We start from the raw sequence: 20,323 nt of genomic DNA, 5'->3' as shown, positions 1-20,323 counted from the left end.
GCATTTGGTGATGCACATATTAGCAACCTTTACAAAAAAAACAATACTGTTTTGAGCGAAGATGCACATAAAAACAACATCTAGAATAAAATTGTCGAAATTATCATGTATTATTGGCACATTAAATTCATGTCTACCTTGGAGATGTGCTGTGGCATTGGTTTTAGACGGTCGTGCATTAGCAAAGCAAATTGAAGAAAATTTGTTGGTACGTGTTGAAGCTTTAAAAGCGAAAACAGGTCGTACCCCAATTTTAGCGACTATTTTGGTTGGGGATGATGGTGCTTCTGCAACTTATGTACGTATGAAAGGGAATGCCTGCCGCCGAGTAGGTATGGATTCATTAAAAATCGAATTACCACAAGAAACCACAACAGAACAATTATTAGCTGAAATTGAAAAGCTTAATGCCAATCCAGATGTTCACGGTATTCTTTTACAGCATCCAGTTCCTGCACAAATTGATGAGCGCGCATGTTTTGATGCGATCTCTTTAGCAAAAGATGTAGATGGCGTAACTTGCCTTGGTTTTGGCTGTATGGCAATGGGTGAAGCTGCATATGGTTCAGCGACTCCTGCTGGCATTATGACGATTCTTAAAGAAAACAATATCGAAATTGCTGGCAAACACGCGGTTGTAGTTGGCCGTTCAGCAATTTTAGGTAAACCAATGGCAATGATGTTGTTACAAGCAAATGCGACAGTAACGATTTGTCATTCACGTACACAAAACTTACCTGAGCTTGTGAAACAAGCTGACATTATTGTTGGTGCTGTAGGTAAAGCTGAACTTATTCAAAAAGACTGGATTAAACAAGGTGCAGTTGTTGTAGACGCTGGTTTCCATCCGCGTGATGGCGGTGGTGTAGGCGATATTCAATTACAAGGTATTGAAGAAATTGCTTCTGCTTATACACCAGTACCGGGTGGTGTTGGTCCAATGACCATTACAACTTTGATTCGTCAAACTGTAGAAGCTGCTGAAAAAGCTTTAGGTTAATTTAATTTATTCACGGCGGCGTCCTACCGTTTAACGCAAATGTTAGGAGCTCGTATGTTACTTTTCTTTCGGGATGAGTAGCGAATGCTACGCAAGACCAAAACGGTTGCACTAATTAAAGCAGTGGAATTGAACTAACGTATTTTTAGTAACTAGCCACTATCATGCTTTAAGCTACTGTTTTAGTCTTGCTCGCGATGCAGATGATCAAATAGTAATTATAAATTGTTGAGCTTATTTATGAGCTGCACCTTTCAACTGTCCAAAGCCCCTGAACATTTACTTCAAGCCTTACATGAAGTCATTCCTCATTGTGAATTAATGGCACAACAGTTGCCAGAAACTCCAATTTCTTTATGGTTGATTCCACCTGTTTTTCCAACTGATCGATTGGATGACGAAGTTATTCGCCGTATCTGGAATGACACGCCGTATTGGATTTTCTGTTGGGCATCAGGCTTGGCGATGGCTCAGTGGATACTTGCAGGGCCGCACCATGTTAAAGATAAAGTGGTGTTAGATTTCGGAGCAGGTTCTGGTGTAGTGGCAATTGCTGCAAAAATGGCAGGAGCAAAACGCGTAATCTGCTGTGATATTGATCAGGTCAGTTTAAATGCTTGCCGTGAAAATGCTTTACTTAATGATGTAGAACTCGAATATTTGGATGATTTATATAAGGCTGAACAAGTCGATGTTTTACTTGCTGCCGATGTGTTATATGACCAATGTAATCGCTTTTTCTTAGACGAATTTTTAAAATTTGCACCTGAAGTATGGGTAGCAGATAGCCGTGTTAAAAATTTTAGTCATCCAAAATATGAAAAAATTGAAGAAAGAAGTGCAACAACTTGGCCAGATCTGGATGAGGCGAAAGAATTTAGAAATGTAAGTTTTTATAAGACGCTGTAAAAACAGCGTCTTTTTTATATTATGAACAAGTATAACGAACGACTTTTAATGTACTTGGACGTGCTTCAAGTGCTTGGCGTGTCGCATAATCTTCACCATTATTTAAGCTAGGTGTATTTGATAAGCCAAAAGAAGCGCGGGTTTCACCTAGTTGAATTCCGTAATGCTCATCTTTAACTGGATTAGGAATTTCATTGATGCTTAAAATTGATAATTTATAAACTTTCTGAGCACCTAACACATTTTGACAAGCACGTTGCAATTTACGCTCATCAAGTTGCTGGTTACTACGACCAGCTAAAGTGTAAGCTAAAGTCGCTGAAGTTTTTGTTTGGTTTTCAATCTGGTAGCCAGTTGAACCATTATATTGTCGAGGCGTAGTCTGACAGGCAGTTAAAATGAACATACTACTTAATGCCAAACATAGAATACTTTTATTCATCAGTATCGTCCTTATTTTCTTATATGAAGTATCTCATAAAATAGAAACGTTGTTGGAGCTTATTCACTAAGTTAGAGCTAACATTCACTTATGATATTAGCTCTAATTGAAGAATTTTAATGTTCTTTAATTTTTGAATGATGCTTGGTGTCTTTCATGAAGATATAAATCAGCAATGAAATGAAAATCATGATACTGACGTAAATAAAGAACCATGATTCGTGCCCGGCTTCTTTAAAACTTAATGCGAAAAACTCGGCTGTACCACCAAATAAAGTATTCGCAATTGCATAAGGTAATGCGACACCTAAAGCTCGAATATGTGCAGGGAAAAGTTCAGCCTTCACTACAGCATTAATTGATGTGTAGCCGGTTACCATAACCAGTCCACCTAAACATAGCCAGAAAGCAGTCCAGTAGTTATGCGTGTTTGCAAGTGTATCAAACAAAATATAAGTGAATAAAACACCTGTGACCCCGAAGGCGATCATAAGCGGTTTACGGCCAATCCGATCTGATAAGGCACCTGCCAATGGCTGTAAGCACATAAAGATGAATAAGGCTAAAGTGGTAATTTGAGTAGCCTCAGGCTTGGTAAAACCAGAAGTATTCACTAAATATTTCTGTAAATAGGTGGTGTAAGTATAAAAAGCTAAAGTACCACCAGCAGTTAGGAATAATACGGTGAAGGCCTCTTTAGGATAATGTTTAAATAAAGCAAACATTCCTGATTTCGGCTGATCTGTTTCTGCTTGAGCGTTTTTAAAGGATTGAGTTTCCAATAAGCCACGACGAATACGGAACACCACAATAGCTAAAAGGGCTCCGATGAAAAACGGAACACGCCATCCCCAGTCATGCAGTTGTTCTTCGGTGAGTATCATTTGCAAGATGAGTAGTACGCATAAAGCTGTAAGCTGTCCTGCAATTAAAGTGACATATTGGAAGCTTGAGAAAAAACCACGTCGATCTTTTTCTGCCATTTCACTTAAATACGTTGCACTTGCACCATATTCACCGCCTACACTTAAGCCTTGAATTAAACGTGCAATAACCAAAAGCAATGGAGCAAATACGCCTATACTTTCGTAGGAAGGTGTAACAGCAATCAGTAGCGAACCGATACACATTAAAGTAACGGAAAGCGTAAGGCCCGCTTTACGTCCTTTACGATCAGAATAGATCCCCATAATCCATGCGCCAATGGGACGCATAAGGAAACCCACTGCAAAAATAGCGGCAGCTTGAAGAAGTTGGGCGGTTTGACTTCCTTTTGGGAAAAATGCATGAGCAAAATAGAGCGTAAATGCGGCATATACATACCAGTCGTACCATTCGACAAGGTTACCGGCAGAACCGCCCAAAATTGATTTTAGACGGGTTTTTGTATCTAAATTAGAATGTGGAGTTGTTGCGGTAGAAGGTTGATCAACCATGATTCGCTCCATGTTTCGCTTGGGTTGAATGCTAAAAAAGAGAAGATTTATTCCGTTTTTACATATTATCTACAGGAGTATTTCACTTTATTTTTTTTATGTCTGTAAAACAATGTTTATTATTTAAGCAAAGGAATAAGTTGAATATTTATGTGATTTCAAATTAGGCGATCAGCATATTTTTATCTTCTAATTTCAATATTTTTCTTATTACTTTTTTCCATGCAGTAAAAAATTGATAAAGAATGGGTAATGTTTGGACGAAGAAACCCTATGCCACTTAAAAATAATGATATATTCCAAAGAAAATTTTAAATAAATACAGTTAGGCATGATGTTTTTGCATTGTGGGCTAGATGTGTGTGGAAAATGAAAGGGACATTCAGATGTCAAATTGCCCGAAAAAATATATTGTCGCTTTTGATCAGGGAACAACAAGCTCAAGAGCAATTGTTTTAGATCATGATGCGAACGTTGTCAGTATTGCTCAAAGAGAATTTACCCAGATTTACCCTCAGCCAGGTTGGGTTGAGCATGATCCTATGGAAATTTGGGCAACTCAAAGTGCTGTATGGGTCGAAGCATTGGCTCAAGCTGGCATCAAGAGTGAGCAAGTTGCGGCAATTGGAATTACAAACCAGCGGGAAACCACCATTGTCTGGGACAAAAAAACAGGAAGACCTATTTACAATGCGATTGTTTGGCAAAGCCGACAAACAACCGAAATATGCAATCAATTGTATAAAGCAGGTTGGCAAGAATATATCCGTAAGACCACCGGTTTAGTCATTGATCCATATTTCTCGGCCACAAAAATTAAATGGATTTTGGATCATGTTGAAGGCAGCCGTGAGCGTGCTGAGCGGGGAGAGTTATTATTCGGTACGGTGGACACCTGGCTCATTTGGAAACTAACTAATGGTGCTGTTCATGTCACTGATTTTACCAATGCATCTCGAACCATGCTGTTTGATATCGAAAAGCTTGAGTGGGATGAAAAACTTTTACAAGCTTTAGATATTCCTAGAGCAATGTTGCCGGAGGTTCGTAGTTCATCTGAGGTTTATGGATATACACATACCATTAGTGGACAAGAAGTAGGGATCCCAATTGCCGGAATCGCGGGTGATCAGCAGGCTGCGCTTTTTGGTCAAATGTGTGTTGAGTCGGGACAGGCTAAAAATACCTACGGTACTGGCTGTTTTCTACTCATGAATACGGGTAAAAAGATTGTCCGTTCAGAGCATGGATTACTCACAACTATTGCCTGTGGTGCGAGTGGTGAGGTGAACTATGCCTTAGAGGGTGCCGTATTTAACGGTGGTTCTTGCGTACAGTGGTTACGTGATGAATTAAAGGTTATTAAGAATGCTAAGGATTCCGAGCTTTATGCAACACGTGTAAAGGATAATAATGGTGTATATGTAGTACCTGCTTTTACCGGGTTAGGAGCACCGTATTGGGACCCGACAGCTCGCGGCGCAATTTTTGGTCTGACGCGTGGGGCTAGTATTGAACATATTATTCGTGCAACTCTAGAGTCTATAGCCTTTCAAACTCGAGATGTTTTAGACGCCATGCAACAAGATGCAGAAGAAGAGCTTCGTACACTCCGTGTTGATGGAGGAGTAACGGAAAATAATTTCTTGATGCAATTTCAGGCCGATATTTTAACGACACCGGTAGAGCGTCCAATAATGAAAGAAACTACAGCATTGGGTGCAGCTTTCCTGGCAGGGCTGGCAACTGGTTTTTGGCAAGATCTTCATGAGTTAAGAAATAAATCTGCCATAGAAAAAGTATTTGAACCGAAAATGCCTTCTGAACAAGCTGAACTCATTTATAAAGGTTGGCTAAAAGCAGTTAAGCGTAGTCAAAATTGGGCAGAGGATTGAACTTTTTCTTAACTAGTTGAATTCAATAGTAGGGTAGTCAATGGATAGTTAAATGCTAGAGGATGCAAAATTGATTATTCTACTTTTTTGATTGTTGTTTCATCAATTTGATGTTTTAATTTTTATAAGATCAACAATAAAAAGAACATGAGAAATGAAAGTACAACCTAATGATTATTCAAAAATATATGATATTGCTGTAATTGGTGGCGGTATTAATGGTGTTGGTATTGCCAATGATGCAGCAGGGCGCGGATTATCGGTATTCTTATGTGAAAAAGATGATTTAGCCAGCCATACCTCATCTGCTAGCAGCAAATTAATTCATGGCGGCCTACGTTATTTAGAACATAAAGAATTCAGGCTGGTCAGAGAAGCATTAGCAGAGCGTGAAGTATTGCTAGCTAAAGCACCACATATTATTAAACCAATGCGTTTTATCATGCCTCATCGACCCCATTTACGCCCTGCATGGCTAATTCGAGCAGGTCTATTTTTTTATGATCATTTGGGAAAACGAGAAAAATTATTAGGATCAAATCTCATTTATTTCAAAGAAGACAGCCCTTTAAAACCAGCGATAACACGTGGTTTTGAATATTCTGACTGTACTGTAGATGATGCGCGTCTTGTGGTGTTAAATGCACTACAAGCTAAAGAGAAAGGGGCGAAAGTCGTTACACGTACACGTTGTGTTAAGGCTTATAGACAACAGGAATTGTGGCATCTGGAGTTACAAAGCGGAGCTGAGTTTTATCAGATACGTGCACGAGCTATTGTAAATGCGGCGGGGCCTTGGGTTGAAGAAATTATTAGTAAAAACTTGGGTTTAAGTTCGCCTTATCAAATTAGGCTTATACAAGGAAGTCATATTGTTGTGCCAAAATTATATGACTGTCATAAGGCCTTTATTATGCAAAACGAAGATCGACGGATCGTTTTTGCAATTCCTTATTTAGAAAAATATACCCTCATTGGTACAACAGATCAGGAATACACAGGTGACCCACAAAAAGTAGAGATTACTGATGTGGAAATCGATTACCTTTTGACAGTGACAAATTCACATTTTAAAAAGCAGTTGACGCGAGCTGATATTGTAAGTCAGTACTCGGGTGTGCGTGCTTTATGTGATGATGAGTCGGATAATCCATCTGCAATTACACGCGATTATACTTTGGCTCTACAGGCAGAAGATAAAACCACACCATTGCTCTCAGTGTTTGGGGGCAAGATTACAACTTACCGAAAATTAGCCGAAGCTGCTTTAGAGCATCTGGCTCCGTTTTTTAATGACATGGCAGAGGAATGGACTGCACATGAAGCATTACCTGGCGCCGAAAACTGGACAACCCTAGAGGATTTAATCAATCAGATTAAAACACGTGTAAGTGGAATTTCTGACTCGCTTGCCAACCGTTGGGCTCATGCATATGGCACAAGAGTGTGGAATATGCTTAAAGAGCGAAATGCTATAGAACAATTGGGTCAACATTTTGGCCATGATTTGTTTGAGTGTGAAGTCAGATATTTGTGTGAATATGAATGGGCTCACACAGCAGAAGATATACTTTGGCGCAGATCTAAATTAGGTTTGGCATTTGATGAAAAACAGGTAAAAGTTTTAGAAGCTTATTTATCTGAACGTCGATTAAAAGACGATGCCGCATAATAAAAAAGGTCGCACATGGCGACCTTTTTTATATAGAGTAATTAGAAGCCAGTTTTTACAGCTTCAAGTAAAGCTGCTTGACGTTCTTTTAATGCTTTAGGTAAGCGTTCGCCAAGTTTATTGAATAACTCAGTGTGGCTTTCAATTTCAGTAACCCATTGGTCTTTATCTTGATTTGTGATGAGGTCAAATTGTTCTTTAGTGAACTCAGTACCTTCCCAATTCAAGTCTTCATATGTTGGAACAAAACCGATAGGTGTTTCAACAGCGTTCGCACGACCTTCACAACGATCAATGATCCACTCAAGAACACGCATGTTTTGACCAAAACCAGGCCATACGAAGTTGCCTTCAGCATCACGACGGAACCAGTTTACGTTGAAGATTTTTGGTAATTTGTTGCCAGAAGCTTCAGCTTTTTCACTTACTTTCGCACCAAGGTTTAACCAGTGGTCAAAGTAGTCAGCCATGTTATAGCCAGCAAATGGAAGCATCGCGAATGGGTCACGGCGAACAATACCTTGTTGACCAACAGCAGCAGCAGTAGTTTCAGAACCCATAGTTGCCGCTTTATATACACCGTCAACCCAGTCGAAAGCTTCAGAAACTAAAGGTACTGTATCTGCACGACGACCACCGAAGATGAATGCAGAAATTGGAACACCTGCTGGGTTTTCCCAATCAGCATCGATAGATGGACATTGACCTGCTGCAACAGTGAAACGAGCATTTGGATGTGCTGCTTTTTCGCCGTTTACGTGAGGTTGACCTTTCCAGTTAGTTAAGTTTGCTGGAACTTCTTTAGAAAGACCTTCCCACCATACTTGACCATCGTCAGTTACTGCTACGTTTGTATAGATAACGTCTTTGTGAAGAGTTGCCATACAGTTCGGGTTAGTTTTGGTATTTGTACCAGGTGCTACACCGAAGAAACCAGCTTCAGGGTTAATCGCATATAAGCGACCATCTTCACCTGGTTTAATCCAAGCAATATCGTCACCTACAGTTTCGATTTTCCAACCTTCATAACCTGCTGGTGGAATTAACATTGCAAAGTTTGTTTTACCACAAGCAGACGGGAATGCAGCAGCGATGTAGTGTTTTTCACCTTGAGGGTTAGTTACACCAAGAATAAGCATGTGTTCAGCTAACCAACCTTGTTCGCGTCCCATGACAGAAGCGATACGAAGAGCTAAACATTTTTTACCAAGTAACGCGTTACCGCCGTAACCAGAACCGAAAGACCAGATTTCGCGAGTTTCTGGGTAATGAACGATATATTTCTCTGGGTTACAAGGCCAAGCAACATCTTTTTGACCTTCAGCAAGTGGAGCACCTACTGTATGTACGCAAGGAACAAACTCGCCATCTGTACCTAATACGTCATAAACTGCTTTACCCATACGTGCCATTTTACGCATGCTAACAGCTACATAAGGAGAGTCAGTTAATTCGATACCAATGTGAGCAATATGGCTACCTAAAGGACCCATAGAGAAAGGAACAACGTACATGGTACGGCCTTTCATTGAACCTTCAAATAAACCATTTAATTTTTCACGCATAACAGCTGGATCTTCCCAGTTGTTTGTCGCACCAGCATCTTCTTTATTTTGAGAGCAGATGTAAGTACGATCTTCAACACGCGCAACGTCAGATGGGTCAGAATTTGCAAGATAAGAACCAGGATGTTTTTCTTGGTTTAATTTCTGCATGGTGCCGTTAGCGATCATCAAGTCGATTAGACGTTGATACTCTTCTTCGCTTCCGTCACACCATTCGATTTTTGCTGGTTTGGTTAAGTTTGCAATTTCTTCAACCCATGCTATAAGCTTAGGATGACGAACGAATTCTGGTGCGTTCACTGTGGTCATGGTGAGGCCTATTCAAAATATGTACAACGTACAAGTCATTCATTGGGATACAATGAAAGATCAAATAAAAAAGTGGCTGTATTAAAGCATAAAATCATAAAAAAAATAAGACTAAAGACTAACTAGCAGATATTTGGAGTTTTCTTTATTTTTTAATGAAAATCATATGTTTATATGTTTTTATAAGGTTTTTGCTTTTATATTTTTATGTTATATGTATGTTATTTATCTAAATTATTTTGTTTAAAATCAATGAATTAGTCTTGAAAAATTTTTTTGAGAATTATTATTGATTATACAAATGAAGCTCATTCAAAATTTACATAAAGAGACTTTTAATAGGCGATTTTATATACAAAATAGAATAAAGAACTGACTTTACGATAATAAAATGCGGCCTTTGAAACCTCTTTCAATCATCTATAACGAAAAATCAGGATTTCATGCTTCAAAACATGAAGACGTCTATGAGCAGCTCATGACTGTATTTACAGAATATGGTTTTGAAATACAAGTATTTGAATTAAATGAAAATACATTATTTGATGATTTGATAAATAATGTTATTCATCGACATTCACAAAATGAAAATACAGGAGTGGTTGTTGCGGCAGGAGGAGATGGTACTTTAAATGCGGTTGCAACTAAACTTAAAAATACTTCTATTCCCATGGGAATTCTGCCTTTAGGGACTTTTAATTATGTTGCTAAAGTTTTAGAGATTCCGTTAGACCTTTTAGAGGCAGCAGAGGTTATTGCAACAGGTAAACCTAGGTCAGTACATGTAGCAGTTATTAATGATCATATTTATCTAAATAATGCCAGTTTAGGTTTATATCCTCTTTTTATCAAAAAACGCGAACTCTACAATAAATATTTAGGAAGACTGCCTTTACATGCCTATACCTCAGCTTTAGATGTTTTATTGAGAGAAAATAAATCAATGAAGCTTTCTATAACTGTAGATGGCAAGAAATACCCAGTTAAAGCGCCGCTTATTTTCTTTGGAAATAACCAATTGCAACTATGTGATATGAAGCTCAGAATTGCAGAATGTGCAGCACAGGGAAGAGTCGCTGGAGTTGTAATTACAAAAAGTGATAAGCTGAGTTTACTAAATATGCTTTGGCAATGGGTTCAAGGTAAAGTTGAAGATGCACAAGATGTATATAGTTTTTGTGCTGATCATGTCATTGTTGAATGTGCAAAGAAAACCAAACTCACAGTGGCCTTAGATGGAGAAATCATAGAGATGAAACCTCCTTTAAATTTCACTGTAGAAAAAAATGCTTTAAATATTATGGTGCCGAATGTTACTACATCTGTCTGATTTACACTTTGGGACAGAAAAAAAAGAGTGTTTAGAGGCAATAAGTGATTTTTGTATTCAGCAACAGCCTGAAGTGATTGTTGTGAGCGGCGATATTACTCAACGCGCCAAGTATGAACAATTTTTTAAATGTCGACAGTATTTAGATAGCCTCAATATTCCTTATCTTGTGGTGCCTGGTAACCACGATATACCTTTGTATCATGTCTGGAACCGTTTTTTTTCTCCATTTACCCGTTATCGATATTTTTTTGGTGAATTAGAGCCGACTTTAGAAACTGAACATTTTTATATTGTAGGCGTAAACAGTATACGCCGTCGTTATCATACGCGTGGGCATATTTCGATTGAACAAATTCAAGCTACTTATGAGCGTTTAGACAGGGGACCTAAAAATAAAATAAAGCTGGTTGTTTTTCATCAACCCTTTTATACGCCGCCTGATAATAAGCATGGAATAAAAGATTGTCCGGTTCTAGGCAAAATCGCTTTAGAAAAGTGGAGTACAACTGGTCTATTTGGAATGTTACATGGGCATCTCCATAAAACAGCTATATATGATTTAACTCAGATTTATTCTTTAAAAATAGATCATCCTATTTTTGATATACATGCAGGTACAGCAACTTCTACTCGCTTATATCATCATAATCCAAATAGCTTTAATACAATTTCAAATGAAGGAAAAATTCAGCATTATTGGTTTAATGAACAGTTGGCTGAATTCACTTCATATTGATTTGGTTTAGATGAGCTTAAATAATTGATTGTTTAAAAAATATTCAAAAAAGAGAAAAATTTTTCTTATTTCCCCTTGAAGCCATTTTTTTCATCCCCACAAAAGTGACATCTAAATATTTTGTTATTGCTCTGGATTAAAGCAATAACGATTAATCAAAAAGACTAAGTCTGATGGAGTTAATTATGAGCAACATTCGTCCATTACATGATCGCGTTGTGATTCGTCGCGTAGAAGAAGAAACCAAAACTGCTGGCGGTATTTTATTGCCAGGTTCTGCTGCTGAAAAACCATCTCAAGGTGAAGTAATTGCAGTAGGCAATGGTCAAATCACTGATAACGGCGTACGTGCTTTGGATGTTAAAGTTGGTGACAAGGTGTTATTTGGTACTTATGCGGGTACAACAGTTAAAGTAAATGGTGAAGAACTCTTAATCATGAAAGAGTCAGACATCTTAGCTGTATTAGAAGGCTAATCGATCCATAACTCAATTCATTATCAGATTCAGTATTTAAAAAGATTCGGAGTTTAATATGTCAGCTAAAGACGTAAAATTTGGTGATTCAGCTCGCTCAAAAATGATTGCAGGGGTAAACGTACTTGCAGATGCGGTTAAAGTGACTTTAGGTCCTAAAGGCCGTAACGTTGTGATCGACCGCTCTTTCGGTGCGCCGCACATCACTAAAGACGGTGTAACTGTTGCAAAAGAAATTTCATTAAAAGACAAGTTTGAAAACATGGGTGCTCAACTTGTTCGTGAAGTTTCAAGCAAAACTAACGACATCGCAGGTGACGGTACAACAACTGCAACTGTACTTGCTCAAGCAATTTTAAATGAAGGTATCAAATCAGTAACTGCTGGTATGAACCCAATGGATTTAAAACGCGGTATCGACATTGCAGTAAAAACTGTAGTTGAAAATATCCGTTCTATTGCTAAACCAGCTGATGATTTCAAAGCAATTGAACAAGTAGGTTCAATCTCTGCTAACTCTGATACTACTGTTGGTAAACTTATTGCTCAAGCAATGGAAAAAGTAGGTAAAGAAGGCGTAATCACTGTAGAAGAAGGCTCTGGCTTCGAAGACGCATTAGACGTTGTAGAAGGTATGCAGTTTGACCGTGGTTATATCTCTCCGTACTTTGCAAACAAACAAGATACTTTAACTGCTGAACTTGAAAATCCGTTCATCCTTCTTGTTGATAAAAAAATCAGCAACATTCGTGAATTGATTTCTGTTTTAGAAGCAGTTGCTAAAACTGGTAAACCACTTCTTATCATCGCTGAAGATGTTGAAGGTGAAGCGCTTGCAACTCTTGTTGTAAACAACATGCGCGGTATCATCAAAGTATGTGCTGTTAAAGCTCCTGGTTTCGGTGACCGTCGTAAAGCAATGCTTCAAGACATTGCGATCTTGACTGGCGCAACAGTTATTTCTGAAGAAGTTGGTATGTCTTTAGAACAAGCAACTCTTCAAGATTTAGGTACAGCGCACAAAATTACTGTTTCTAAAGAAAACACAGTTATTGTTGACGGTGCTGGTGATGCTGCTGCTATCGCTGAGCGTGTTCAACAAATCCGTGCTCAAATCGAAGAATCTACTTCAGAATATGACCGTGAAAAATTACAAGAACGTGTTGCTAAGTTAGCAGGCGGTGTTGCTGTAATTAAAATCGGTGCAGCAACTGAAGTTGAAATGAAAGAGAAGAAAGACCGCGTAGACGACGCACTTCATGCAACTCGTGCAGCAGTTGAAGAAGGTGTTGTTGCTGGTGGTGGTGTTGCTCTTGTTCGCGCTGTAAATGCTCTTGAAGGCTTAAAAGGCGCTAACGAAGATCAAACAGCTGGTATCAACATTTTACGCCGTGCGATTGAAGCTCCACTTCGTCAAATCGTTGCGAATGCTGGTGATGAGCCATCTGTAGTTATCAACGCTGTTAAGAATGGTGAGGGTAACTTCGGTTACAACGCTGCAACTGGCGAATATGGTGATATGTTGGAAATGGGTATCCTTGACCCAGCTAAAGTAACTCGTTCTGCACTTGAGCACGCTGCTTCTGTTGCTGGCTTAATGTTAACTACAGAATGTATGATTACTGACATTCCTGAAGACAAACCAGCTGCTCCAGATATGGGCGGTATGGGTGGTATGGGCGGAATGATGTAATAACGCATCAACGCTTTAACCCAAAAAAATCCCTGCATTCGCAGGGATTTTTTTATTTTTATTTTTCCAATAATTTTAAGAATAAGTTAAGTTCAGAACCCTAAAATTAAAACAGGAACAGCAGCTAGAAGTTCCTCTTTTGTTACAACCATGCTTATCTACTTATAAGCATGGTTTTTTTTATCCAAATAAAATAATAAGCCAAGTGGCGACAATAATAGAAAGTGCAACAAACTGAGCGGCACTACCCATATCTTTTGCATTTTTGGAAAGTTGGTGTTTCTCGAGTGAAACTCGATCAACCACTGCTTCAATGGCAGAGTTGAAGAGCTCAACAATGATGGCAAACAAACAGACAATGATCATTAGGGCATGTTCGCCGCGAGTTACATCAAGGAAAAAGCTGACAGGGATGAGTACAAGATTAATTAAAACAATTTGCCGAAATGCAGCTTCATTTTGGTAAGCAGCTTTAAATCCTGAAATTGAATAACTGGTAGCGTTCAAGATGCGCTTTAGGCCACTTTTACCTTTATAGGGAGAATAACTATCCATTCACTTATATTTTTGACACTTTTCATGCATTATATAGTGCAGCCCTTAAAAAAATATTAAATCTTTTTTAAAGATTTTGACTTTATAACTCCATAGAGAAGAAGAGATGAAAAAACTATTTGTAGCCTTAGGACTTATCATGGGTAGCTTGCATATAAGCTATGCAGAACCAGCTTCAGCTCAACAAGTACCCGGATATTACCATCATCAATTTGGTAATTATCGGATAACTTCCTTGCTCGATGGCACTATTTATCTAGATCCTAAATTGTTTAAAAATTTAAGTCAGGCTGAAAAAACTAAAATTTTAACGAAATATGCTGCTGTAAATGAGAAGGGGATTCAGACTTCAGTAAATGCCTTTTTGGTTGATGATGGTAAAAGTTTGACGCTTGTTGACAGTGGAGCTGCGAGTTGTTTTGGTCCACAGTTAGGTTCAATTGCTAAAAATCTTGAATTAGCGGGCTATCAACTTGCCAATGTGAAAACTGTTTTATTGACCCACTTACATCCAGACCATGTGTGCGGTATTGCTCAAAATGGAAAAGCCGTATTTCCTAATGCAACGATCTATGCTCATGAGCGCGAAGCAGATTATTGGTTAAATCCAGCAAATGAAAAAACTGTACCAGCGGATAAAAAAGAAAATTATTTAGGTACTGTTAAAAACGTAAAAGCTGCACTTGCACCTTATCAAGCAAAGAAAGCATTCAAAACCTTTAAAGATGGTGATGTTATTCAAGGTTTTGAAGTGATTAATACACAAGGGCACACACCGGGACACCATAGCTTCCGTTTGAAGAGTAAAGGGCAACAAATTGTCTTTGTTGGTGATATTGTCCACTCACATTCTTTACAGTTTGATGCTCCAAAAACTGGGGTAGATTTTGATGTAAATTCAGAGCAGGCAATTAATACTCGTTTAAAAATATTTGCTGAAATTTCAAATAAGCAACAATGGGTAGCTGCCCCGCATTTACCATTCCCGGGAATTGGTCATGTGTATAAAGTGAATGCTGAGCAGTATCAGTGGATTCCTTTATATTTTAATAACAGTCTTGATAAATAAAAAAACAGGGCATTCATTGCCCTGTTTTTTTATGAAGATTGAGTTATTTTGCAGCTTTTTCAAAATTAGTGACAGCTTCACGACCGAGTGCTGGGTCATCTGTAAAGACGCCATCAACACCTGCCTTGAAATAGGCTTCAAACTCTTTTAATGCACCAGATGGACAACGTTCTGCAGGTTTATCTGAGCTGCACTTTAACGGCGCTGGTAAGAAGTTATTTTCTGGTCGGAAAGTATAAGGATGTACTTTTAAGCCAGCCGTATGTGCATCAGAAATAAACGTACTAGTTTTATAAGAGCCATCATTATTAAAGGTCAGTATGTAACCTTTACTTGGTCCTACACCATTTGCATATTTGGCAACATCTTTTAACCCTTGTGCTGTGGCCAAATCTGCATAAGTTTTAGTGTCACCAGACTCTACGAAGTCTGCTGGTCGAGATGTTTTTGAATCGTATAGCTGAATAATTTGTGCATGTTTAAGCGTCTTATGAAGATCAAGCTCATTTTTTAAATATTTTAAATTACTCACTTCAAAAGACTGTAAATAGACAGGTGCAATATCACGTGTATATTTATATTTGGCTAAGGTTTTTAGAAGAGTATCTTCCATTGCCAGATTTTGATTTTTAAAATAAGTCGGATGTTTCGTCTCAATATATAAACCTATAATTTTCCCCGTCTTTTTATAGTTAGCTTCGGCAAGCTCAATGATTTGTTCTAGAGTTGGGACAGGGTAAAGATCATTATAAGCTGTGTTGGCTGGTCGAAACTCAGGAATACGTTCACGCGCTTTAAGCTGCTGTAATTCACTTAAAGTGAAGTCTTCCGTGAACCAACCGGTTAAGTCGACGCCATCAATATTTTTTGTTTTTTTACGGTCTGCAAACTGACTTAAAGTGCTTACATTGGTTGTTCCACCAATCTCATTTTCATGGCGGGCAACCAGTACGCCATCTTTTGTAGAGACTAGATCCGGTTCAATGAAATCTGCGCCGTCATCAATCGCTTTTTGATATGAAGCTAAAGTATGTTCAGGACGTAAAGCGCTAGCGCCACGGTGTCCTACTACTAAAATTTTAGGAAGTTGATATTCTGGCGTGGTTGGCGTCGTTTCAGTTTTATCGTCATCATTACAACCAACCAAGCTAATTAAACTTAAGCATAAAAGTGCTTTTCTAAACATAATTCTACTCATATTGTTTTAGTTGAAACGACTCAAGTTTCGGTGCTTTGTTTGACATGATCATGAAGAATTCATGAATTTTAAGTGACACTCGTTAACTGGTTTTTTATTGGTTTGTTGGAAATATTCAATCACGCTTTGTTTTTGTCTTAATTACATTTATTGTTTAATTCTACTTGTCTTTTTTATACCGCTCGTTGATCATCACAAGGTCTCGAAGCGGCATTTACTTCTGTTAATTAACGACATCATACCGAGCAGCCATGCTATCTAAATTTTTTATTCAACGCCCCATTTTTGCCAATGTATTGGCGATCATTGTTATGGCTTTCGGTATTTTTTCGGTTATGAATTTGCCTGTAGAACGGTATCCAGACATTGCTCCACCTAAAATTACTGTGTCAGCCAACTATAGTGGTGCAGATGCACAAACGGTTGAGCAAAGTGTTACTCAAATTTTAGAACAGCAAATACAAGGGATTGATCACTTACTCTATTTTAGTTCATCAAGTGACTCATCTGGACGTAGTCGAATCACTATAAGTTTTGATAACGGAACAAATCCGGATACTGCTCAGGTCCAAGTACAAAATAGTATTAGTGGCGTAATACGTCGCTTACCTGATGAAGTTCAACGCCAAGGTGTTACGGTAAGTAAGTCACTGGGTGACACTTTTATGGTAATTGGCTTATATGACTCGACTGGTAAAACAGGAAACATTGAGCTATCGGACTATTTAACTACGCATGTGGTAGATAACCTGAACCGTATTGAAGGGGTGGGCGAAACTGATGTATTTGGTTCACAATATGCCATGCGTATCTGGTTAAATCCGGATAAATTAAAACAATATAATTTAATGCCAAGTGATGTAGCGAATGCAATCACCGCACAAAATACACAAGTCGCCGCAGGGGCAATTGGTGATTTACCCGTAATCGACGGTCAATATTTAAATACAAAAGTCACAGCAGGTTCTCGCTTAAAAACAGTTGAGGATTTTAAAAATATTGTCGTGAAGTCGAATAAAACGGCGAGTTATGTGTATTTAAAAGATATTGCCAGAGTTGAGCTAGGTGCAGAAAACTATCAGTCTTTTAACACTATTAATGGCTATCCTGCCGCAGGTTTGGGTATTTCTTTATCTTCAGGTGCAAATGCAATTCAGACCTCTAAGCTCATCCACCAAACTCTAGATCAGCTTACAACGAAACTACCAGCGGGTTATAAAATCGTTTATCCACGAGATAATACGCCCTTTGTTCAAGAGTCAATTAAGGAAGTAGTAAAGACTCTGGTAGAGGCGATTATTCTGGTTATTTTGGTCATGTTCCTGTTCTTACAAAGCTGGCGTGCTACGCTCATTCCGAGTATTACCGTTCCAGTTGTAATTTTAGGAACCTTCGCTGTCTTATATGTGCTTGGTTTTAGTATTAACACCTTAACGTTATTTGCGCTGGTACTCGCGATTGGTTTGTTGGTCGATGATGCAATCGTGGTCGTAGAAAACGTTGAGCGGCTCATGCATGAACAGCACTTATCTCCTAAAGAAGCTGCTATTGAGTCGATGGGAGAAATTAGTGGTGCCTTAGTCGGAATTACGTTGGTTTTAACTGCTGTTTTTATTCCAATGTCCTTTTTAGGCGGTTCAATTGGGGTGATTTACCGTCAGTTTTCTATTACTTTAGTTGCCGCTATGGCGTTGTCGCTTATTGTTGCGCTCATTTTAACACCGGCTTTATGTGCATTAATTTTAAAACCAAATCCTCAACCTCAGCGCTGGGCAGTATGGTTTAACCAAAAGATTGAGCAACTTAAAAAGCAATATATCAAGCTTGTTCAGACGAGTATTCATTACAGTAAATCAGTTATTGTGATTTTTGTGGCTTTAATTGCCGTTTTTACGCTGTTCTATAACGGTTTAAAAAGCGGTTTTATTCCTAAAGAAGACCAAGGAATTTTAAGTGTTCAAATTAAGCTCGTAGACAGCGCACCAATTTCTCAAAGCCAGAAAATTGGTGAGCAAGTCCGCCAATATTTCTTAACTCAAGAAGATAAAAACGTAGATTTGGTTTTAATCCGCTATGGACGAAATTATTCGGGCACAGGACAAAACTTGGCACAAGGGTTTATTGCTCTAAAACCGTGGGATGTCCGAACAGGAAAAGAAAACTCGGCTGAGGCTATACAAAAGCGTGCCATGAAATACTTTAACCATTTTAATAATGCACAGATTAATGTGACTTTACCTGCCTCAGTTAATGGCTTAGGTCAAACAGATGGTCTGGATTTATGGATTCAGGATTTGAATGGGCAAGGGCAAGATTTTCTAGATAGTGCCTTCCGCCAATTGCAGGCTCAAAGTAAAAATTATTCAACTTTCGAAAACTTTGATAAGCAGTCAACCAATAGCAAGGCAAATCTTAATATTAAGATTGACCAGAAACAGGCACTAGCAAATGGACTACAGCTATCGGCAATTAATAACACTTTGTCGAGCGCATGGGGCGGAACTTATGTAAATGACTTTATTGATCGGGGCCGTATTAAACGTGTCATGATTCAAGGTGATGCCGAGTTTAGATCTAAACCGGAAGATTTATATAACTGGTCTGTACGTAATGACCAAAATGAAATGGTTCCGTTTAGTTCATTTGCCAACTTTAGCTGGGGCGGGGCGCCGGAAATTGTAAAACGCTATATGGGATATAGTGCTTTACAACTACAAGCAGATGTCGCGAGTGGCAGCAGTTCTGGCCAAGCGATGAAAGATGTAGAACAACTTGTTAACCAACAAAAAGATATTGGTTTAGCGTGGACAGGTTTATCTTTTGAAGAACAGAAGTCGACTAATCAGGCCGTGTGGTTATATTTAATTTCGGCTGGATTTATTTTCTTATGTTTAGCTGCTTTATATGAAAGCTTAAGTATTCCTGCCGCCGTAATGACATCTATTCCGCTTGGTGTAGGAGGAAGTGTGATTTTCTCTTATATTTTTGGTTTGCCAAATGACGTGTATTTCCAAATTGCGCTATTAACGACTATTGGTTTGTCATGTAAAAACGCCATTTTAATTGTTGAGTTCGCGGCCTTAGCGCAAGAAAAAGGTAAGAATGCCATTCAGGCGGCCTTAGAAGGTGCGAGCTTACGATTAAGACCGATTCTAATGACCTCTTTAGCCTTTGGGGCAGGCGTAATTCCGCTTGTGTTTGCTCAAGGTGCTGGTGCGGTTAGTCGTCAAGAGATTGGTATTAGTATTTTAGGTGGCGTGATGTTTGGTACTGTGTTGGTTCTGTTTTTTATTCCGGTCATGTACGTATTATTACGTTCACTATTTAAATCGAAAGCTTCAACCTAAAAGTAAACAATTTAAAAATGGGCATCAAATCAAGTATATTAAGATTAACTTTTCTTCTTATATTTGATTTTGATGCCTCAAGAAAAAAAATTAACACAGCAGCAGGTTATCGCACTAGAACGGGATCTTGCCAAGTTCGCAACCATGATGGATAGTGCGGTCCGTATTCCTTTTACAAAGCAGGGTATTGGCGCTGATGCTGCCTTAAGTACTATTCCAATTGCCGGTGATGTCGCTGGGTTCGCACTGACGTGTTATGCCATCTATAAGGCTAAACAAATAGGTGTGCCTCAGCATAAGCTCACTCCAGTGATCAAACTTGCTGTAGTCGATGCCGTAGTCGGTTTTGTTCCAGTTGCAGGGACTATTTTCGATATTTTTATACGACCAAGTCGAAAAGCATTAGATGTGGTGCATACGCATATTCGTGAAGAATATGCGATCCAAAGTGATATTCATGTCGTTCATCCGTATTTACATGAAAAGCTCGAAAAGAAGCAGCAACAGTCGGCATTCTGGCGTAACCCTGTTGTGAGTTGGTTATGGTTGCACATACCCGATTTATTAGGTGCGTTTGTACTGCTATTAATTGGCTTAGCTGTGTGGTGGGGTGCAAGTTACCTTTGGGGACTTTATCAAACCATGTAATCAAAAAAATAAAGCCTCCATTTGGAGGCTTTATTTTTGC

General features: G+C 38.7%; 16 protein-coding genes. 11 read left to right on the top strand and 5 right to left on the bottom strand.

The window, feature by feature from the left end; genetic code table 11:
- The first annotated feature begins 151 nt into the window (after positions 1-151).
- Both folD and KNQ97_RS18055 read left to right on the top strand, forming a co-directional pair.
- Positions 152-1,000 (top strand): bifunctional methylenetetrahydrofolate dehydrogenase/methenyltetrahydrofolate cyclohydrolase FolD, encoded by an 849-nt coding sequence (gene folD, locus KNQ97_RS18060; RefSeq protein ID WP_253612564.1) that lies wholly within the window; start codon positions 152-154, stop codon positions 998-1,000.
- A 240-nt stretch (positions 1,001-1,240) separates the two neighbouring features.
- Positions 1,241-1,909 (top strand): methyltransferase, encoded by a 669-nt coding sequence (locus KNQ97_RS18055; protein WP_253612563.1) that lies wholly within the window; start codon positions 1,241-1,243, stop codon positions 1,907-1,909.
- 19 nt (positions 1,910-1,928) lie between these two features.
- Here KNQ97_RS18055 and KNQ97_RS18050 read toward each other — a convergent pair whose 3' ends face one another.
- Together KNQ97_RS18050 and KNQ97_RS18045 are read right to left on the bottom strand one after the other, a co-directional pair.
- The gene (locus tag KNQ97_RS18050; RefSeq protein ID WP_253612562.1) at positions 1,929-2,351 is read right to left on the bottom strand and encodes a hypothetical protein; all 423 of its coding nucleotides are present in this window, start codon (positions 2,349-2,351) and stop codon (positions 1,929-1,931) included.
- A 116-nt stretch (positions 2,352-2,467) separates the two neighbouring features.
- Positions 2,468-3,799, bottom strand: coding sequence for an MFS transporter (locus tag KNQ97_RS18045; RefSeq protein WP_001984607.1), 1,332 nt, complete (start codon positions 3,797-3,799; stop codon positions 2,468-2,470).
- Positions 3,800-4,173: 374 nt separating this feature from the next.
- On the opposite strand from KNQ97_RS18045, the gene glpK reads away from it, so the two are divergent.
- Both glpK and glpD read left to right on the top strand, forming a co-directional pair.
- The gene (glpK, locus tag KNQ97_RS18040; protein ID WP_000063780.1) at positions 4,174-5,682 is read left to right on the top strand and encodes a glycerol kinase GlpK; all 1,509 of its coding nucleotides are present in this window, start codon (positions 4,174-4,176) and stop codon (positions 5,680-5,682) included.
- A gap of 154 nt (positions 5,683-5,836) precedes the next feature.
- On the top strand, positions 5,837-7,354 hold the full coding sequence (glpD, locus tag KNQ97_RS18035) for a glycerol-3-phosphate dehydrogenase (protein WP_032026298.1): 1,518 nt from the start codon (positions 5,837-5,839) through the stop codon (positions 7,352-7,354).
- A gap of 41 nt (positions 7,355-7,395) precedes the next feature.
- On the opposite strand, the gene KNQ97_RS18030 is transcribed toward glpD, so the two are convergent.
- A complete protein-coding gene (locus KNQ97_RS18030; RefSeq protein ID WP_000214355.1) occupies positions 7,396-9,228 on the bottom strand; it encodes a phosphoenolpyruvate carboxykinase (GTP) in 1,833 nt (610 codons plus the stop codon).
- Positions 9,229-9,619: 391 nt separating this feature from the next.
- Between KNQ97_RS18030 and KNQ97_RS18025 the strand changes: the two genes are divergently transcribed.
- The 4 genes from KNQ97_RS18025 (at position 9,620) to groL (ending at position 13,466) form a co-directional block, all read left to right on the top strand.
- Positions 9,620-10,558, top strand: coding sequence for a diacylglycerol kinase family protein (locus tag KNQ97_RS18025; RefSeq protein ID WP_001247651.1), 939 nt, complete (start codon positions 9,620-9,622; stop codon positions 10,556-10,558).
- A complete protein-coding gene (locus tag KNQ97_RS18020) occupies positions 10,539-11,297 on the top strand; it encodes a metallophosphoesterase family protein (RefSeq protein WP_207272471.1) in 759 nt (252 codons plus the stop codon). Before KNQ97_RS18025 ends, KNQ97_RS18020 begins: the two co-directional genes overlap by 20 nt.
- A 185-nt stretch (positions 11,298-11,482) precedes the next feature.
- A complete protein-coding gene (gene groES / locus KNQ97_RS18015) occupies positions 11,483-11,773 on the top strand; it encodes a co-chaperone GroES (RefSeq protein ID WP_000065579.1) in 291 nt (96 codons plus the stop codon).
- Positions 11,774-11,831: 58 nt separating this feature from the next.
- Positions 11,832-13,466 carry a chaperonin GroEL gene (groL, locus tag KNQ97_RS18010; protein WP_001274623.1) on the top strand — a complete coding sequence of 545 codons (1,635 nt, stop codon included), beginning with the start codon at positions 11,832-11,834 and terminating at the stop codon, positions 13,464-13,466.
- 180 nt (positions 13,467-13,646) lie between these two features.
- Here the strand turns inward: groL and KNQ97_RS18005 are convergent, their stop codons facing one another.
- Complete coding sequence (locus KNQ97_RS18005) at positions 13,647-14,021, bottom strand: diacylglycerol kinase (RefSeq protein WP_000379022.1); 375 nt, start codon at positions 14,019-14,021, stop codon at positions 13,647-13,649.
- A gap of 106 nt (positions 14,022-14,127) precedes the next feature.
- Here KNQ97_RS18005 and KNQ97_RS18000 point away from each other — a divergent pair, with 106 nt between their 5' ends.
- Entirely contained in the window at positions 14,128-15,090 is a 963-nt protein-coding gene (locus tag KNQ97_RS18000; RefSeq protein WP_031965076.1) for an MBL fold metallo-hydrolase, read from the top strand.
- 43 nt (positions 15,091-15,133) lie between these two features.
- On the opposite strand, the gene KNQ97_RS17995 is transcribed toward KNQ97_RS18000, so the two are convergent.
- The gene (locus tag KNQ97_RS17995) at positions 15,134-16,276 is read right to left on the bottom strand and encodes a glycerophosphodiester phosphodiesterase (RefSeq protein ID WP_000488520.1); all 1,143 of its coding nucleotides are present in this window, start codon (positions 16,274-16,276) and stop codon (positions 15,134-15,136) included.
- 263 nt (positions 16,277-16,539) lie between these two features.
- Here KNQ97_RS17995 and KNQ97_RS17990 point away from each other — a divergent pair, with 263 nt between their 5' ends.
- Both KNQ97_RS17990 and KNQ97_RS17985 read left to right on the top strand, forming a co-directional pair.
- A complete protein-coding gene (locus KNQ97_RS17990) occupies positions 16,540-19,635 on the top strand; it encodes a multidrug efflux RND transporter permease subunit (RefSeq protein ID WP_253612561.1) in 3,096 nt (1,031 codons plus the stop codon).
- 72 nt (positions 19,636-19,707) lie between these two features.
- Positions 19,708-20,283 (top strand): DUF4112 domain-containing protein, encoded by a 576-nt coding sequence (locus KNQ97_RS17985; protein WP_001135457.1) that lies wholly within the window; start codon positions 19,708-19,710, stop codon positions 20,281-20,283.
- Positions 20,284-20,323: the final 40 nt, after the last annotated feature.

It is taken from the genome of Acinetobacter sp. UC24323, from assembly GCF_024151445.1.
Classification (GTDB): domain Bacteria; phylum Pseudomonadota; class Gammaproteobacteria; order Pseudomonadales; family Moraxellaceae; genus Acinetobacter; species Acinetobacter baumannii.
The sequence above is the reverse complement of the archived record's forward strand: the minus strand, read 5'-3'. Positions and strand labels throughout refer to the sequence as shown.

What these genes read in the sequence shown, in the direction of transcription:
- KNQ97_RS18055 (WP_253612563.1), top strand. Translation starts at nt 1,241, where the DNA reads ATGAGCTGCACCTTTCAACTGTCCAAAGCCCCTGAACATTTACTTCAA.
- KNQ97_RS18050 (WP_253612562.1), bottom strand. Translation starts at nt 2,351, where the DNA reads ATGAATAAAAGTATTCTATGTTTGGCATTAAGTAGTATGTTCATTTTA.
- KNQ97_RS18045 (WP_001984607.1), bottom strand. Translation starts at nt 3,799, where the DNA reads ATGGAGCGAATCATGGTTGATCAACCTTCTACCGCAACAACTCCACAT.
- glpK (WP_000063780.1), top strand. Translation starts at nt 4,174, where the DNA reads ATGTCAAATTGCCCGAAAAAATATATTGTCGCTTTTGATCAGGGAACA.
- glpD (WP_032026298.1), top strand. Translation starts at nt 5,837, where the DNA reads ATGAAAGTACAACCTAATGATTATTCAAAAATATATGATATTGCTGTA.
- KNQ97_RS18030 (WP_000214355.1), bottom strand. Translation starts at nt 9,228, where the DNA reads ATGACCACAGTGAACGCACCAGAATTCGTTCGTCATCCTAAGCTTATA.
- KNQ97_RS18025 (WP_001247651.1), top strand. Translation starts at nt 9,620, where the DNA reads ATGCGGCCTTTGAAACCTCTTTCAATCATCTATAACGAAAAATCAGGA.
- KNQ97_RS18020 (WP_207272471.1), top strand. Translation starts at nt 10,539, where the DNA reads ATGTTACTACATCTGTCTGATTTACACTTTGGGACAGAAAAAAAAGAG.
- groES (WP_000065579.1), top strand. Translation starts at nt 11,483, where the DNA reads ATGAGCAACATTCGTCCATTACATGATCGCGTTGTGATTCGTCGCGTA.
- groL (WP_001274623.1), top strand. Translation starts at nt 11,832, where the DNA reads ATGTCAGCTAAAGACGTAAAATTTGGTGATTCAGCTCGCTCAAAAATG.
- KNQ97_RS18005 (WP_000379022.1), bottom strand. Translation starts at nt 14,021, where the DNA reads ATGGATAGTTATTCTCCCTATAAAGGTAAAAGTGGCCTAAAGCGCATC.
- KNQ97_RS18000 (WP_031965076.1), top strand. Translation starts at nt 14,128, where the DNA reads ATGAAAAAACTATTTGTAGCCTTAGGACTTATCATGGGTAGCTTGCAT.
- KNQ97_RS17995 (WP_000488520.1), bottom strand. Translation starts at nt 16,276, where the DNA reads ATGTTTAGAAAAGCACTTTTATGCTTAAGTTTAATTAGCTTGGTTGGT.
- KNQ97_RS17990 (WP_253612561.1), top strand. Translation starts at nt 16,540, where the DNA reads ATGCTATCTAAATTTTTTATTCAACGCCCCATTTTTGCCAATGTATTG.
- KNQ97_RS17985 (WP_001135457.1), top strand. Translation starts at nt 19,708, where the DNA reads ATGCCTCAAGAAAAAAAATTAACACAGCAGCAGGTTATCGCACTAGAA.